This window comes from Rhodobacter sp. 24-YEA-8, assembly GCF_900105075.1.
In the GTDB taxonomy this organism is placed as follows: Bacteria; Pseudomonadota; Alphaproteobacteria; order Rhodobacterales; family Rhodobacteraceae; genus Pseudogemmobacter.
This window is the reverse complement of record NZ_FNSK01000002.1, coordinates 506,547-523,525: the sequence shown is the minus strand read 5'-3', so window position 1 is coordinate 523,525 and position 16,979 is coordinate 506,547. Positions and strand designations below refer to the sequence as shown.

Annotated in this window: 12 protein-coding genes and 1 pseudogene; 4 read left to right on the top strand and 9 right to left on the bottom strand. The window is 60.9% G+C overall.

The annotated features are described in order from the left end of the window. The first annotated feature begins 57 nt into the window (after positions 1-57). On the top strand, positions 58-399 hold the full coding sequence (locus BLW25_RS18940; protein WP_092903017.1) for a hypothetical protein: 342 nt from the start codon (positions 58-60) through the stop codon (positions 397-399). Between the two features lie 46 nt (positions 400-445). On the opposite strand, the gene BLW25_RS18935 is transcribed toward BLW25_RS18940, so the two are convergent. Beyond that, positions 446-2,095 (bottom strand): TroA family protein, encoded by a 1,650-nt coding sequence (locus BLW25_RS18935; protein WP_143040560.1) that lies wholly within the window; start codon positions 2,093-2,095, stop codon positions 446-448. A 183-nt stretch (positions 2,096-2,278) separates the two neighbouring features. Here BLW25_RS18935 and BLW25_RS25050 point away from each other — a divergent pair, with 183 nt between their 5' ends. Then, positions 2,279-4,831, top strand: a complete 2,553-nt coding sequence (locus tag BLW25_RS25050) for a hypothetical protein (protein WP_143040559.1) — start codon at positions 2,279-2,281, stop codon at positions 4,829-4,831. Positions 4,832-4,969: 138 nt separating this feature from the next. On the opposite strand, the pseudogene BLW25_RS25380 reads toward BLW25_RS25050, so the two are convergent. Next, positions 4,970-5,155, bottom strand: a pseudogene (locus BLW25_RS25380) (BapA prefix-like domain-containing protein); the annotation flags it as partial. Between the two features lie 608 nt (positions 5,156-5,763). Between BLW25_RS25380 and BLW25_RS18915 the strand changes: the two are divergent. Together BLW25_RS18915 and BLW25_RS18910 are read left to right on the top strand one after the other, a co-directional pair. After that, the gene (locus BLW25_RS18915) at positions 5,764-7,617 is read left to right on the top strand and encodes a hybrid sensor histidine kinase/response regulator (protein WP_143040558.1); all 1,854 of its coding nucleotides are present in this window, start codon (positions 5,764-5,766) and stop codon (positions 7,615-7,617) included. Positions 7,618-7,826: 209 nt separating this feature from the next. Beyond that, positions 7,827-8,471, top strand: coding sequence for a response regulator transcription factor (locus tag BLW25_RS18910; RefSeq protein ID WP_249496920.1), 645 nt, complete (start codon positions 7,827-7,829; stop codon positions 8,469-8,471). Positions 8,472-8,518: 47 nt separating this feature from the next. Here BLW25_RS18910 and BLW25_RS18905 read toward each other — a convergent pair whose 3' ends face one another. From BLW25_RS18905 to BLW25_RS18875, 7 genes are all read right to left on the bottom strand, one after another. Next, positions 8,519-9,820: a BamA/TamA family outer membrane protein gene (locus tag BLW25_RS18905; protein ID WP_092903006.1), complete on the bottom strand. Its 1,302-nt coding sequence runs from the start codon at positions 9,818-9,820 to the stop codon at positions 8,519-8,521. 139 nt (positions 9,821-9,959) lie between these two features. After that, on the bottom strand, positions 9,960-10,415 hold the full coding sequence (locus BLW25_RS18900) for a TadE/TadG family type IV pilus assembly protein (RefSeq protein ID WP_171909648.1): 456 nt from the start codon (positions 10,413-10,415) through the stop codon (positions 9,960-9,962). Beyond that, positions 10,412-10,972, bottom strand: coding sequence for a hypothetical protein (locus BLW25_RS18895; protein WP_092903002.1), 561 nt, complete (start codon positions 10,970-10,972; stop codon positions 10,412-10,414). Before BLW25_RS18895 ends, BLW25_RS18900 begins: the two co-directional genes overlap by 4 nt. Positions 10,973-10,981: 9 nt before the next feature. Continuing rightward, entirely contained in the window at positions 10,982-12,259 is a 1,278-nt protein-coding gene (locus tag BLW25_RS18890) for a type II and III secretion system protein family protein (RefSeq protein WP_171909647.1), read from the bottom strand. 163 nt (positions 12,260-12,422) lie between these two features. Next, a complete protein-coding gene (locus BLW25_RS18885) occupies positions 12,423-13,595 on the bottom strand; it encodes a beta-barrel domain-containing protein (RefSeq protein ID WP_092902998.1) in 1,173 nt (390 codons plus the stop codon). Further along, positions 13,592-15,721 carry a type I secretion system permease/ATPase gene (locus BLW25_RS18880; protein WP_092902996.1) on the bottom strand — a complete coding sequence of 710 codons (2,130 nt, stop codon included), beginning with the start codon at positions 15,719-15,721 and terminating at the stop codon, positions 13,592-13,594. Before BLW25_RS18880 ends, BLW25_RS18885 begins: the two co-directional genes overlap by 4 nt. A gap of 38 nt (positions 15,722-15,759) precedes the next feature. Beyond that, positions 15,760-16,935, bottom strand: coding sequence for a TolC family protein (locus tag BLW25_RS18875; RefSeq protein ID WP_171909646.1), 1,176 nt, complete (start codon positions 16,933-16,935; stop codon positions 15,760-15,762). Positions 16,936-16,979: the final 44 nt, after the last annotated feature.

Genomic DNA, 16,979 nt, shown 5'->3' with positions numbered 1-16,979 from the left:
TATATCAGTATTCTTTGGCCATTCTGTGTCTGGATCTGTTGCAGGGACACCCGGTCAATGGCAATTTTTCCTCTGATGTGGCTCGTGGGCGCGGTAGTCGCTGCTATCTGTTTTCTGACCGGCTTCGATCAGGTTCTGCTGATTCAGGGGATCGCAACCTGTCTCTATCTGCTTACCCTCATTCGCTGGCGCCGCCGTAGCCGTATCAGGCGTATATCGGACACGCCCCCCGGGACGCCGGAAGAACCCGACCTGACGGATCCGGACAGGCAGGTTGAGTTTCACGAGACGTGCCGCAAGTTCGGAGGCGGGGATCCGGATGATCTTCAGCCGAGGCTGCTTCGCAAGGCCATGCAGATGGAACAGCGCAAGCTTCGCCTTCAGGTCACAACACTCTGATCTGCAAGGGGTTTCACCCCGGAGCCTCCGAGTTCGGACCCAGAGTTCAGACCCCGCCTGACCAGTTGAAATCCGCATCTCTGTCAAGTTTGAGCAATGCCATCAGGCAATGCTGCACATTATCCACCCGGATCTCGTTGTTATAGGTCTCGGTGCGCAATCCGCCCATGACCATCTCGGGCCGGCTGATGTAAAACCCGTCAACCTTTCTGTCGCGAAACTGCAGCTGCCGGATCGCGCGCAAGCCGCGGCGCAAGGCTGTCGCGTAACGCTCTGCGCGCGCATCATCGCCGAGGCGATGCGCCAGGCGCCAGGCGTCGGCAAGCCCTTCCATATAGACCCCGGTCGAGGAGGCATGCGGCGGCCCGAAATCCGGGCGTTCGGGATTGTAGAACCGTCCCTGAAAATCCGGCTGCAGCCGCCCGCTCCATTGCTGCATATGCAAGATCCAGTCATTCCGACTGAACACGAACTCCGCCAGCTCCGGCGCGCCGAGATCTTCCCAGAGCATGACACAGGCCTGGCTGTGCCAGGGAACGAAGGCCGGGTTCGGATCCGCCAGGTGCCAGTCGCGATAATAGCGGAAACTGGTCATACAGCGGCGGGCCAGATCCGGATCGCGGGTCTTACGGTGCAGCGTCGCCAGAAACAGCAGCGCCTCGCCCGGATAGAAATTCTGATTGTCGTTGCGATCCGGCGGCTTCAGGAAAGTGCGGAAGGCGCCGTTCTCCTGCCAGAGATGAAAGATGCCAGCGCAAAGCGCCGTGAAAACCGCCTCATATCCGGCAGGCTCGATGAGGCCGGCCTCGCGAAACTCAAGGATCGCCAGCGCCGCCAGCGCCATGGCCCCGAGCTTTGCCTTGCCTTCGAAAATGATCATGCCGAGACCATCTTCCTCCGCGTAAAACCGGTCGAGATTATAGGCCAGACTGGCCTGCGCGCCGGAGGCGTCCTCGGCCGATCCGCTGCGCATCGCAACCCGGCCGAGCGCCACGGTGGCCATAAACTGGCGTATGGTATTGTCGGCTTTCGACTCGGCGCCCCGGCTTGGCCAGTATTTATAGGTCATCCGGCCATCGGGGTGCAGATTTCGCCACATCCATCCGATCAGCCCCTCAACCGTCTGCTGCAACAAAGGCGCATCGACGGTTTCCGCCGGCTGAACCTGCCCGCCGCGCCAGAGCCTGATACATCTGTCTTCGGGAATAAGCAGCAGGAACTGATCGGCGCTGAAGCGGCGGATCCGGGCGGTCCGCGCATAGGCCTCGGGCGTGACGCGTTTCAGTTTCGCAAGCCGTTCAATCTCGCGAAAGGGCGCGCGGTTTGTGGCGATCGCGCGGGTTGGTGCGACCCGTGTCAGCTTGCCGCCTGACAGGATCTCCATTCCGACAAGCCCGCGCAGGCTGTTCGGAAAGGATGTGGCCAGCGCCTCCGGCGTGACATGTTCCCAGTCATGCGTCACGCAGATCTCGAGCGCATCCGGATGCGGCACCTCCGGCAAATCGGCCCGCGCCAGAGCGATGGCGGCCGCCAGATCATCGGCCTCATACCAGCCGGCCGCGACTTGCCGCCCCGCGCAACGCCAGGCCAGCCAGACCGGCGCGCCGACAACAAGGGCAAAAGTGTCCCTGCCATGGAAACTGTCGAGGACCTGGAGGTCAGACACCGTTGCGCTGGCCTGCATCATTACTGTCACGAAAACGGCCCCTGTATTCTGTGTCGTCGTATTCTGTGTCTTCTGCGTCAGCAGTCTTCCGACAAAATCCCGCCGGCTACAAATAAAATGAGCTGCCGCATGGGGGTGCGGCAGCTCAGTATCAGGAACGGGGGGTTGTTCCGCTCCTGAGGGAGCTCTCAGTTACGAGAGCAGGGCGCCAGCATGGCTGTCATCTTCCAGGAGGGTGCTGCTACCCCCGAAGAGACCGCCAAGAAGGCCACCATTCCCACCCAGCAGGCCGCCGACAAGGCCGCCAACCAGACCATTATCTCCCAGCAAGCCGCCGACCAGGCCATCGTCACCCAGCAGACCACCAACCAGGCCGTTGTCACCAAGGACCGGCTCCAGAAGGCCACCGAGGAGATCACCGTCGCCGCCGAGGAGACCGCCGACCAGGCCATTGTCACCAAGGACCGGCTCCAGAAGGCCGCCGAGGAGGTCGCCGTCGCCGCCGAGGAGACCGCCAATCAGGCCATTGTCACCAAGGACCGGCTCCAGAAGGCCACCGAGGAGATCGCCGTCGCCGCCGAGGAGACCGCCAATCAGGCCATTGTCACCAAGGACCGGCTCCAGAAGGCCGCCGAGGAGGTCGCCGTCGCCGCCAAGGAGACCGCCAATCAGGCCATTGTCACCAAGGACCGGCTCCAGGAGGCCACCCAGAAGGTCGCCGTCGCCGCCAAGGAGACCGCCAATCAGGCCATTGTCACCGAGGACCGGCTCCAGAAGGCCACCGAGGAGGTCACCGTCGCCGCCGAGGAGACCGCCGACCAGGCCATTGTCACCAAGGATCGGATCCAGAAGGCCGCCGAGGAGATCACCTTCACCGCCGAGGAGACCGCCGAGAAGGCCATTGTCACCAAGGATCGGATCCAGAAGGCCGCCGAGGAGATCGCCTTCGCCGCCAATGAGACCGCCGACCAGGCCGTGGTCACCAAGGATGCCGTCCAGCAGACCGCCGCTTGCGCCACCCAACAGCCCGCCAAGGAGGCCACCGCCGCCCAGAAGACCGCCAAGCAGGCCGTTATTCCCGAGCAGACCGCCGAGCAGGCCACCGTCACCGCCCAAGAGACCACCGAGAAGACCGTCATCGCCGAGCACTGCGTCAAGGAGACCGCCACCTTCTCCGCCAAGGAGACCACCCAGCAGACCGCCGTCGCCGCCGAGCAGACCGCCCAACAGACCGCCTTCACCGCCCAGGAGGCCACCAAGCAGGCCGTTCTCGCCAATGAGGCCGCCAAGCAGGCCACCATTGCCGCCGACGATACCGCCGAGCAGGCCACCCAGCAGACCGTCATCCCCCAACAGATCGCCGAGGAGGCCGTCGAGCAAGCCGGTCAGCAAACCGCCGCCGCCGCCTTCACCGCCACCAAAGACACCTGCGAGCAGACCGTCGACCAGGGTCGAGACCGCGCCAAGCACATCGCCGCTGGTCAGATCCGTGACTGCGCCGTCAAGGCCGCCGAGCAGGTTTTCAAGCAGATCGTGCACCCCTTCCAGGGCCTCGCCAACCAGGGCGCCTTCCTGCAACAGGGCCGCATCAACCGCGGTGAGGACCGCGCCGAGCGCTCCGGCAACATCCAGGCTGTCCAAAGCGCCGAGGGCTTCGGCAAGACCAGCTGCCAGAGCCGCAGCTGCCACCGCAGTGCCGCCTTCCAGATGCGGGATCAGGCCGCCGGCTTCGCCGCTTGCCGGATCACCGCCCAGGATACCTTCGACCAATGCGGCCAGAAGGTTGCCTGCACCGGCCAGAGGCGTGCCGTTTTCAAGCCCCTCGAGCAGAGCCGCCAGCCCGGCTTCAACGCTGGAGACCAGCTCACCGACCGCGTCTCCGGCAGTGTCGAGCAGGCCATTCTCACCACCCAGAACGGTTGCCACAGTGTCAAGCAGACCATTCACCGTCGCGCTGACATCAGCATTTCCGAGATTGGTCAGAGCGTCGCTGATGCCGTTCAGCAGGGCTGGAGCGATTGTGCTGACGCCTTCGAGAACTTCGCCAAGAACCGAGTTCCCGTCGCCATCGCCGTCGCCATCGCCATCGCCGTCGCCATCGCCATCGCCGTCGCCGTCGCCATCGCCATCGCCGTCGCCGTCGCCATCGCCGTCGCCATCGCCGTCGCCATCGCCGTCGCCGTCGCCGTCGCCATCGCCATCGCCGTCGCCGTCGCCATCGCCGTCGCCATCGCCGTCGCCATCGCCGTCGCCGTCGCCATCGCCATCGCCGTCGCCGTCGCCATCGCCGTCGCCGTCGCCATCGCCGTCGCCATCGCCGTCGCCATCGCCGTCGCCATCGCCGTCGCCATCGCCGTCGCCATCGCCGTCGCCATCGCCATCGCCGTCGCCATCGCCGTCGCCATCGCCGTCGCCATCGCCATCGCCGTCGCCATCGCCATCGCCGTCGCCGTCGCCATCGCCATCGCCGTCGCCATCGCCGTCGCCATCGCCATCGCCGTCGCCATCGCCGTCGCCATCGCCGTCGCCATCGCCGTCGCCATCGCCGTCGCCATCGCCGTCGCCATCGCCGTCGCCATCGCCGTCGCCGTCGCCGTCGCCATCGCCATCGCCATCGCCGTCGCCATCGCCGTCGCCATCGCCGTCGCCATCGCCGTCGCCGTCGCCGTCGCCATCGCCGTCGCCATCGCCGTCGCCGTCGCCATCGCCATCGCCGTCGCCGTCGCCATCGCCGTCGCCGGGCGCGGCATCGCTGCTGCCGGATGAGGCGAGGATCCCGATGCCAGCCAGGCCGGCAGCACCAAGAGCGATCATTTCCTCATTGGTCATGGCCGAGCCGATGCCATCGACGGCTTCTTCGACGGTCTGCGAATTGCCATCAACACCGCTGAACGTGCCATCTTCATAGAGAAGACGGCTTACTTCGCCATTCGGTCCTTTGACGAAGAAGTCGGTGATAATGATGCTTTTGCCGTCGACCAGCCGGACAACCAGATTGTCGCCCTCCCGGACGAATTTCTGTACCTGGTCCTGCCGGGCTGTGACCCGGAAGTCAGTGGGCTTGTCAGCGTTGATGCGAATGGGTCCCATCGTTCTTCGTCCTAGATTGGTTTGTTACGTTTGTTGGATCAGGCGGCGCTTGCTGCGCCCGCTGTCTCATGGATGTGCTGCAGCCCAATTCCGACTAGAGCGGCCCCCAGAACCGCAGCACATCCCGCCCCCTGGGCGATGAAGAGGGCGGGCAACCAGCCCCCGCCCAAAGCAAAAACAACCCCTGCCACAAGAATTTCCGTAAGCACTGCGAGAGCGAGTATAAAAATTATCATCTCATCACACCCTTGGTTGATCGTGGCATCGTAGGGGTTAGTATGACACTACGAAAGTATGTATGATTGATATTGGGTAGGTATGTCAATCAGGATGAGGGCAAAGGCCCTGGCCGGGCAGCACCTGGTGCCATCGGAATGGCCCCGATTTCCCTGCTCTGGTGGACATCTCTTGAAAATCGCCCGTATCCAGGGGTTCCTGGTTGTGATTTGCCTGATAAAACAACCTCAGGAAGAACAGTGCTTCCCGAAAAAGGAAACAATTTACCCCTTGTCATTCGGTATTTTGCTGACACAAGCCGCCTGCAAGGGCCTGAGCGTTGAAGACTGAACCACGAAGAAACACATTCGGCAGATCTTAAGGAGTATGACGTGATTCCTCCCCAGGTGGCGCACCAGCCGGCACAGACCAAAGCGGATTCCACCGTCAACATCCTGGATCTGCTTGCTGCGGTTATCGCGACCGACAGCCGCGCCACGGCAATATTTGCGGATAGCGGAGACCTCCTGCTTGCAAATGCTGTGGCGGGAGCCGCGAAAGTCGCGCAATGGCACAGGTTTGGCAGATCGGCGGACTGGGCCGGTGCACGCGATGAAGCGCAGGCACGCGGAAGCTGCAGCGTCAGCCCCTCCGATGAAGAGACTGCGGATCTGCACGTCATTCCGGCGGAAACCGGGCTCGCCCGCTATTATCTGATGCGCGTCACCAGTGGCACCCTGTCTGCCGAGGACCGCTCGCTTTCAGAGCGCATCACAGATATGGCCCATGATCTGCGCGCGCCGCTGCAATCGCTGATCATTGCGGCGGATGGTCTTAAAGACGCCAGAACGCAGGATGGGCGAGAGGCCGAGCTGGGCGCCCTCGCACAGCTTGCCATTGATCAGGTCGCCAATCTGCTGGAAACGGTGCGGATGGACGGGGTATCGGCAGATACGGAACCGCGGGTCGATTTCGATCTGATCGCCGTCGTGCGCGAAACGGTCCGCCTGCTTGACCCGATCTGCCGGCGCAGCAATAACTTTATCCTGGCCGAGCTGCCCGAAGGTGAGGCCTGGCATAGCGGCGGACCGCATCTGTTGCGCGCGGTGTTGCAAAACCTGATCACAAACGCGAACCGTTTCAATATGAACGGCCCCATTACCGTAAGGCTGAAAATCGCGGCCACCGAAGGCAGCTTTGAAAGTCTTGTGACGCTGGAAGTCGAAGATGTCGGGCCGGGCTTCACTGAGGCCGAGCGCAAGCTGGTGCTCAGCCCCGGCACCGCTGGACGGCCCCTCCAACCGGGCAGCAAAGACGGGTACGGGCTCGGGCTTGGCATTGTGTCCCGGGCGGTCAGCCGCCTGCGCGGCCGGATCGAACTGGGACAGGGCAAAGAACGCGGCGCACTTTTCCGCATCACCTTTCCGCTCACCGGCGCCAGGGCACGGGACGATCAGCGCGGGGATCAGAACCCGGACCGTCCGGAATTCATCAGTCTTGCCGGTCTCAGGATCCTTGTCGTCGAGGACAATCCCGTAAATCTCGCAATCCTGTTGCGGACATTGACCGATGCCGGCGCGGAAGTTGAAGGCGTCGTCAACGGTATGGATGCGCTTCTGCGGGTCAGATCAAAGAAAGATCAGATCGATGTTGTTCTGCTGGACGTCACTTTGCCCGATATCGACGGGATCGAAGTGGCGCGCCAGATCCGCAGCGAGGAAAGCGCCGGAGAACATCTTCTTATCGTCGGGCTTACGGCACATGTCGGCTCGGTGATCCACGGATCCGGCCTCGCTGCGGGGATGGATCATATTCTTATCAAACCCGTGCGCCCGTCTGAATTACGCCTCGCTCTCAGGGATGCGAAAGAAGGGACACGGCCCCGCCAACAGGCCATCAACAGAATGCAGACGCCCGAGACCATGCTGAACAATGCACTTGTCCTTGAACTGACCGCAGAAATGGGACGCCCTGCAACGCTTGTCTTCATGCAGCGCGCGCTTGAAGAGGCGCGCGAGGTCTTTGACCTCGCCCGCAGCCCGGAAATCCCCGAAAATCTGCGGGCACGGATCCATTCAGCGATCGGGTCTGCCGGTCTTACCGGGTTGGCAGGGGTCGAATACGCACTTCGGCGCTTGCAGATCGACGCCCGCGTGGGGCTATGCGATGCCGCGACGCTGGATCTTGCGGAAGAGATGGCACATAGTACGGAAGTTCGGCTGCAGCAGTATGCAGCCGAAAGCTGACGGTAATCCCGATCATAAGTCTTAAGTTTTGTTCGACCGGCGAGGTCACTGCCCAAAAAGAGAAGCTGTCGAACCGCTGGGCCGGATCCCCGCTTAAAGTCTTGACAATTCTCTCTTCTGAGCATGTGATTTTTACAGACGTTTATCCAATCGTCGCAGTCGGCGGTATTCACCTGGCAGGGCAATTCTGACAGGGCAATGAGAGAGACATGATGAGTGAAAACAATCCGGCACCTGCGCCGCTCAGCGTGCTCATCGCCGATGACCATACCCTGATCCTCGAAATCATCGGCCTGGTGCTGGAGAACAGCCCGGATATCAAGCTCAGCACCGCGGTCTCGATCGATGGTGCAATCGAACAGCTGAAGAAAAACGGCGAATTCGACCTCATCCTGCTGGATCTCGACATGCCCGGGATGCATGGGGTCGAAACACTGAAGCAGATCACCGCATTGAATGCGGGGAAGCCGGTCGGCATCATCACCGGGGGCCCTACCCCGCGTGTTGTCGATGAGATGACCCGGAATGGCGCGGCCGGCCTGGTTCCGAAGACCACTTCGATGAAAAGCCTCACAAATGCCATTCGCTTCATGGCGGCAGGAGAGCGCTATTTCCCGCTTGAGCTGATCCAGGAGAATAAAGCCACACAGAAGGCTTTCGTCTCGCCTCTTTCAGACCGCGAGGTCTCGGTGCTTAATCTCCTGGCCGATGGCATGCCCAATCGGGAAATCGGCGAAAATCTGGGGCTGGCCGAAGCCACCGTCAAAATGCATGTGAAATCGATCTGCCGCAAGCTGGGGGTCACAAACCGGACCCAAGCGGTTATCCAGGCGCGCAATCTGAAGCTGGCCTGAACGCATTCTGTCCGGCTGCGGCAGATCTACTGCCGCAGCCGGATTTCTCAGAATGATGTGCTGAAACTGATACCGAAGCTCTGTCTGTCATCGCCATCCAGGTAATCGACCGGTTTGGCCACAAAGAGCGACACCGGTATATTGCCCAGATCGAGTGTCAGCGAAACGCCGACCGAACTGCGGATATATTTCCCGTCATCGACAGTGCCGCCCAGCGTATCATCCAGCCCCCAGGCCGACCCGATATCCGCAAAGACACCAACGCGCCCGGTGGTGCCGAGCAGCTGATCGATCTCGCGCTGCAGCTCGACACTGGTCACATAGTAATTATTGGCGCCGAGGAACCAGTCGCCGTCTTTCGGGCCAATGCCGCGCGGCGCGAAGCCCCTGAAATCGGCCCCGCCGACGAAGAAGCGGTCAACCGCGCGTGTATTATGACCATTCTGGCCGGACACAATACCGCCGCGCAGCCCGACCAGCAGCGATGTTTTCTCTGCCAGCGCAAAGCGCGCATCCGCCTCGATCCGGGTCTCATATGTCTTCTGATCGGTGCCAAGCCCCCAGAAATACTGGTCCAGTGACAGCGAAAGCCCGGTCACGAAACCAGCCCCGCCATTCTTCGAGGGGTTGGACGAATAGCTGACGCCAAGACGGACATAGGGTGCGTCAATGACCCCCATCTCACGGCCAAAAAGCACGCTGGAGCCCGCGGCCACATCCGTCATATCGTCGCGGCGATAGCCGATCCCCAGTTCGGCCCGGCCGCCCTCTGCAAAGGGAAGAGCCAGATATGGCTCGATCAGCACCCGCTTTGCAACAAACCCCTGATCACTGTAGCTGGTCTTGCGCATTTCGGTATCAATGCCGAAATCCAGATCGCCAAAGGCATCCGCGCGATAAAGCGAAGTGCGGAAAGACTGCACCTCTTCGGCGAACCGCAGATCAATCGAGCCAAAGGTGCCCGGGAACAGATTGTAGCGCTCGAAGTAAAGGTTGAGCGTCGCGCCATCGCGGCTGTCATAAGCCAGACCGACCTCAACCCGACCGGGGCGGTCATTCAGCTCGCTGACCTCGACCACAAGGGTCGCGCCCTCGCCCCGCACCTCTACACTGCGAAACTGACCGCTGCTCATCAGGCATTCCTGGACCGCGCTCATATCGGAGGAATCATATTCCCCCGCTACGACCTCACAGGCAGCCGCAATGTCATCGGCTGCAATGAATTCGGCACCCCGAACCTCAACCGCCGTATAGGGCCGTGCCTGAAGGCTGCCGACAAAAACGGATCCCGCAGCAGCCGCGATCAGAACAGCAGGCGCTGCACGTTGCAGGTTCAGGAAGACAGCCATCAGATATTCCCCTCAGTGGCAGCTGAAGATGAGGTGGGGAATCGGCAGAGGGGATTCCCGCAATCCGATGTCTGATAAATCAATCATACGTTGCATGCACCCGATTCCTGCCGCGCATCAGGTGCAAATTGTCAGATCGTCAGAGTTTGATGGCAGAAATACGGGTGATGATGCCCAGATCAACGCCAAAGGTCTGCCCCAGCGACTGCACAAAGCTGCCCGCGAAATTATACGTCACCTTCACGGTGACAAAGCCGTTCGCATCAGGTGCACCAGGGCAGGGCAGAACCGTCAGATCCGCCGGGTCGAGCAGCACCGATTGCCGGACCAGCACACCCATCAGGATCTCGTCATCGGCCAGGGCCTTGCAAACATCTGCAGGCGGCGTTGCGCGACTCAGACGGCCAATGGATTGTCGCGCAAGTTCATGCGCCAGCTGCTGCACATCGCTTGCGGTCGCAATCAGAAAACTCACGAATACAATAAGGAACAGAAAGGCGAGAAACAGCGGGAAAATAATCACGAATTCGATGGTGATCGCACCATCTTCGCGCCTCGCCCAGGATCTGGCGGCTCTGAACAGATCCAGTTTCACGGTGCAAACCCTGCCTGTTGTGTTTTTGCCGGAGGCAAATATCTTGCCCCCTTATCCGGCATGAAAGCATCCGCCGGATGCGCAATCATGGCCGCAAGATTTCTGGCCGAGGCGCATCCCGCCTCGCCCGTGCCGCCTTTACACGTCACATTCACCCCGGTTACCCGAACCACCCGGATGATCCCCTGCGGCTCTGATTGCGGCAATTCGCGCAGATCATCGTCCTGGATAAAGCGGACCCGCGCAGGATAAGCGGCAAAAATCTGGCTGAGCGTCTTGCGCCGGCCTGCATCGCGTTCGGGCAGGCGGTTTTTCGGCACAGAGACCACCAGAGTATCCTGGCTGGTCAGGCCCAGTTTATCCAGAAAGGTACGGATCCGCTTCTGCTCGGCCGCACCGATATCGGTCGAGCAGGACAGGAAGGAATAGGGCAGAACTGCCTCATGCGTTTGCGCAGAAAGACGCTCGGTCGGGCCTTGCGGCAATGCGGCGCCACAGGCTGCCAAAAACCCTGCTGTCAGCAAGGGCACGAAAATGCGGGTGAATCTGATCTGCACTGTCCGTTCCTATTGCAGCATGAACCCACCCCGGCGGACCTTTGACTGGCCCTTTTCACCGGGACGGATCGTTTTGCTCATTTGTCCGGTCACAAGCTGCTCAATGGCGCCACTTGCGGGCTTCACCTCATCGACCGGAGTGCGCAGGTTGTTCGGGCTGGTCGGCTTCACCAGATAGGGGGTCACAATGATGACCAGTTCGGTTTCGCCCTTCTTAAAGCTCGAAGACCTGAAGAGCGCCCCGAGGATCGGAAGATTGACGAGACCGGGAATACCGCTCAGCGATTGTGCGGTATCCGCCTGGAACATGCCGGCAATGGCAAAGCTCTGACCGCTGCCGAGTTCCACCGTGGTTGTCGCGCTGCGCTCGGACAGAGCGCGCCCGTCTTCAGAGGAGTTGGCCTCATCAACTGCGCGCACCCTGGTGTTGATCTGCAGCTGGATCTGGTTCTGATCAAATACGGTCGGGGTGAATTCCAGCTCTACACCGATGGATTCAAAGGTGGTCGAGATCTTTCCGTCCCCATCGGTATTCCTGTAGGGGATCCGTCCCCCAGCCAGAAAGGTCGCCGCCTCACCGGAGCGGGCCGTCAGATTGGGTTCGGAGAGGATGGTGACCAGCCCGTTGCGCGCCAGTGCGTCCAGCACGAGGTTGATATTGCGGCTGCCCGCACCGACGCTCAGATCCACCCCGCCGGAACGTGTAGAAACGCGCGGCCCCCCCGCGTCCCGCGCGGTCAGGCTGAGGCCGAGATCCTCGCTGATGGTACGGGAGACTTCGGCGATCCGGACCTGGAGATTGACCTGCGACGCCGCTTCAACTTCGAGCCGGTTGACGATGATTGCACCATCGCCAAGCAATGCCGCCACAACATCGGCGGCGGTTTCGGCATCATCGATGCTGCGCACGCGGCCGCTGAGAAAGACCGCGCCCTCGACGGTTTTCACCGAGACCGAGCCACCGCTGATCGAGCTTTGCGCGGCCGAGGCGAGCCGGGCGGCATCGATCCCGACGGAAATGGTGGTGCTGAGAATCTGCTCGTCATTCTCGCCCAGAACGAAAAGGTTGGACTCACCAATATTCCGGCCGACAATGTAGAGATAGCGGGCGGATTGCAGATCGATCTCGGCAACGTTCGGGTTGGAAAGGAAAACTGCGGTCGCAGGCTCTTCAAGCTTGATGAATTTCGCCTCGGACACGTTCAGGGAAAGCCCCCCTCGCCCGGCGCTCCAGACTTCCTGGGCAAAGCTCGGCGCCACTGCGGCAACGGTCAGAAAAAACGACATCACGGCCGATAGCCCCATGCCTGCCATTAATCTTTCTCCCCCGCAGTCGCGTTATTACGCCGTTGTCTGTCACATCGTATCGGCTACAGCGCGATACGCGAATACCATAACGCGATATCCAGCGGGATTACAAATACCACTGGTTGTATTACCTACAATTTAATCAACGCAGCTGAGCGCGCAAAATCGGCCGCGTCAGATAGCTCAGCACCGAACGCCGACCGGATTCAATGTCGACCTGCGCCACCATGCCGGGGCGGATCGGCAATTCCTCACCATTTCGTTCAAGATAGCTTTTCTCGGTGGTGACCATCACCCGGTAATAGGCCTGAACACCATTTGCCGTTTGTTCATCGACCGTATCACCACTGATCTGCGAGACCGTTCCCCTGAGATCCCCATAGGTCGAGAAATCATAGGCAGTGATCTTGACGCTGGCAGGCATTCCGGGCGCGATAAAAGCCACGTCCCGCGGAGAAACCTTTGTCTCGATCATCAGCTGATCGTCGATGGGGGTCACTTCCATGATGGATTCCCCGGGCTGCACGACACCGCCCAGCGTGGTGATATTGACGTTATTGACGCGCCCCGAAACCGGCGATCTGATCTCGGTCCGGTCAAGCTGGTCCTGTTTCTGGATCATCTGCTGTTCCAGCACCACAAGCCGCCCCTTTTTCGCAACCAGATCGCGATAGGCTTCCTGCACATAGTTATTGCGCAACTCGCTGATCCGCCCCTGCAGCTCGGCTTCCTGCTGCTGAAGCCGCAACAGATCGACCTTGCTCACAGATCCCTGTTTCGCCAGCGGCTCGGTGATGTCGATCTGACCGATGATCGCGGCGCGTTCCGCTTCGGCCGCGCCGATAGATTCATTCAGCTTGGTGCGGCGGGCCTGAAACAGCCGCAGCTCATTGGCCCGGGCCTCGCCATCCGCATCACCGCTGAATTCGATCTTGTCGCTTTCCATCACCTCGGCTTCGAGACGGGCGATTTCGGCGCGCAGCGTATCGATCTCGGCAGTTGTTTCCAGAAAGGCCGAGCGAAAGCGCGTCGCGTCGATCTTTGCGATGGCCTGCCCTTCCCGGACGATGTCACCTTCATGCACCAGCAATTCCGACAGAATGCCGCCTTCAAGGCTCTGGATCGTCTGCATCCGGCGCAGAGGAACCACGGTTCCGTCGCCACGGGTGATTTCATTGATCTGCGCAAAAGCAGACCAGATCACCGCGATCAGCAGCGATGCCGAAACAATCCAGACCGTATGGCGGGCCGTGACCATGGATTTACGACGGAAACTTCCGTCGAGATAATCCGGCTGTAAATCTGTCTGTGTCATTTGACAGCCTTCACCTGCTGGGTCGAAGAGGCGCGCGCAAGATCCATGATCTTGCCAAGCGCGTCATCATGCGCGATTGCGCCGTCTTTCAGAACAACCGCGCGCTCTGTCAGAGCCAAGAGTTCGCGCTTATGCGTTGCGATGATCGCGGTGCGGCCTGCCAGCCAGGTTTTCAGGAATTGCACGACATGCTGTTCGGTCATGTGATCGAATGCCGCCGTTGGTTCGTCCAGGATCACCACCCTCGGATCCTGCAAAATGATCCTGGCAAGGCCGATGGCCTGGCGCTGCCCGCCCGAGACATTGGCATTGCTGTAAAGCGCCATATCAAGACCGCGGACATGACGGCGGACATGGCGTCCCAGCCCGACAGCATCCAGCGCCTCGAACAGCTCTTCGTCACTGTGGAGCCCGTGATCAAGCTGCAGGTTCTCGCGCAGCGTGCCCTGAAAGAGCGCCGCGCTTTGCGGCAGATAGCCGATCTGGCGACGGCGGTCGATCGGATCGATCTGCGCCAGTGACAGGTTATCAAGCAGCACCGAGCCCGATGCAGGATCTGTCAGACCGGCGATCAGCCGCAGGAGGGTCGATTTGCCTGCCCCGTTGCCTCCCAGAAGCGCAATATGTTCGCCGCCCCTGATGGTGAGGCTTTTGATGTTCAGAACCTCGCCGCTTTCCTTGTCATGGGCATAGGTGGCATCCGTAACCTGATAGCTGCCGCCAATCTGCTGGGCGCGCAGATAATGGCGGTCCGCCGGGCGTTCGACCGGCATTTCCATAATCTTGTCCAGGTTGTCCATTGCGGCGCGAACCTGCTGCCAGCGGGTCAGAAGCCCGGCAACCTGGCCAAGCGGCGCCAGCGTCCGGCTGGTCAGAAGCGTACAGGCGATCAGACTGCCGGTGGTCATATTACCGGCAGAGATCTGATAGACCCCGACCACCACGACCAGCCCGTAGCAGAGCTGCTGCGTGGAAGAGGCAATCTGCATCAGGAATGTGGTCTGCTCGCGGGCTTTCACGCCGGTTTCGGCCATGGTCGCTGTCAGCTGCACATAGGCCCGGTGAAGCCGCCCCTCGGCCCGCGCCGCCTTCACCGTTTCCAGATTGGAAACCGCTTCCAACAGAAGGCCGTTCAGGGCAGCGCTTTCCCGGGTATTCTGGCGGGAGAGCGTTGCCAGCTTGCGCTGCATCAGCAGCCCCGGCCCTACCATCAGCACGCCGCCGAACAATACGACAAAGGCAACCGGGCCACCGATATAGGCGATGATGCCGATAAAGATCAGCACGAAAGGAATGTCACAGATCGCCGACGCCGTACCTGAGGTGAAAAACTCGCGGACGGTCGAGAAATCCCGCACCTGGTTGGCAAAAACCCCGGTCGAACGCGGCTGATGCGACAGGCGAAGATTTGCGACCTGTTCAAACAGCCGTGCCGAGAGCGTCAGATCAAGATCACGCCCCGACAGGTCAATCAGCCGCGAGCGCATCATCCGCAGGACAAATTCCAGCAGAATGGCAAGACCGACGCCGCTGGCCAGGATCCACAGCGTATCGAACACCTGATTCGGCACAACACGGTCATAGACCTGCATCGAGAACATCGCGGTCGAGACCGCCAGCAGCGAGGCCACAAAGCTCGCAAGGAAAACATCCCGATAGATGGACATGTTTCCAAGCACCGCACCGATGATCCAGTGCCGCCTGTCCGGATCGGTCTCGCCAAGCCGCTGCGACACAACATCGACCGGTTTAGAGGCAAGGAATCGGCCACCATAGGCCTCTTCCAGCTCTGCCCGGCTTTTATGCACGCGCCCGCCACCCGTCTCCGGCAGCACAAGAACAGCGCTGGTCTCATCCAGCTGTTCAAGCAGGGCGACTTCATCATCCTTGCCAAAGACAAGAACCGGCAGCGCTTCGGGCGGGATCGAGGAAAGCGGGCCGGCGGCAATCCGGCAGCTCAGGTTTACGCGGCGCAGCGCCCGCGCACTTGCGGTGATGCTGAGGCCGCCATGCGCCTCCCGCGGCAGGCCATCGCTCAGTCGCTCGACCGAGGCCGCAATACCATGTGCCCGACAAAGCTCTATCAGGCCGAGAACGAGCGCGTCCCTGTTGTCGCTGGCAGCCATAATGTCCCGCCTGAGTGCTGGAGGTCTTTAACGTTGGATCAACGGGTACCAAACAAAAGAGAGCCTAACATACCAACGGAGTGTGCGGCAGCATATTCCGTATGTTTGCGTTCTTTGTATGTCTCAATTTTGTCCATTTCGGCTTCGTAGTGATCGCGCCCCGTGGTCAGAAGGTCGATCAGCTCTCTTTTACCGCCGATGAACTGCTGCTCATAGGCAGCCAGAACCTCTGCTGCGCGGTCAAGCTGGCGCTGCTGCGAGGCCTCATTGCCCTGCAAAACACGAATCTGTTCGACATAAACCCGAACCGTGTTCTGAAGATCGCGCTCTGCCGCTTTCAGCCGGGCTTCGGCCGCGGCCTTGTCCTGTTCAGCCGCGACCACCGCACGTCCGCTGAAACTGCTGGAATTCAGATCGACGCCCGCGGTGATTCCCACGGCGCCACTGCGACCGCGCCCACCGGTCAGGTCCTGGCGGCCCTGAGCCTGCAGGGTGATCTTCGGCTTGTTGGATGCCTTGGCGGCCTTGATCCCCTGCAGAGCTATATCGAGATCGGCCTTCGCCTCAACATAGGCCGGGGCGATCACGACTGCTGCAATGATATTGGCGCTGGATGCAAACTGGTCGGTAAAGGCCAGATTCGGCGGGATGCCCGGATTGACCACCGGCTTACCCAGCAGGAATTCCAGCTGCGAAGATGTGATCGTGCGATCCGCCTGCAGCTGCGTCATCCGCTCTTCCGCACGGGCGATTTCCAGCAGCGCGCGCGCGATTTCGGAACTGTCCGAAAGACCCGCCGAGACACGGCTGCGCGAGAAACCTTCAATCCGGTTCGCGAAATCGATATAGACCTGCGTTTTCGCGATCTTGAGATCAAGCGTCTCAATTTCCAGATAGAGTTCAGAGATCTCGAGGCTGAGATCCTCAACCGCCATTTTCAGCTGTGCCACGACCTTGATCCGGCCCAGCGAGGCGGCCGCAATCCTGCTTTTGACCAGACCCCAGTCGATCAGAACCTGCGAGACAGTCACTGTCAGAGCCGGATCATCATCGGTTGTGCTGGTGGCCCCCGAAACACTGAGCCGGGGCCGCTTGCCGTCTTTCGCGATCTCGATATTGGTCGTCTCGCGCGCAACAGCGTGTTGCAGCGCCTCGACCGTCGGGTCGCGCTCCGTCCCGATTCTGACCGCCTCTTTCAGAGACTGCGCCAGCACCGGTGACACTGAAAATGCACCAAGACAAAGCGCGAGAGCACCGG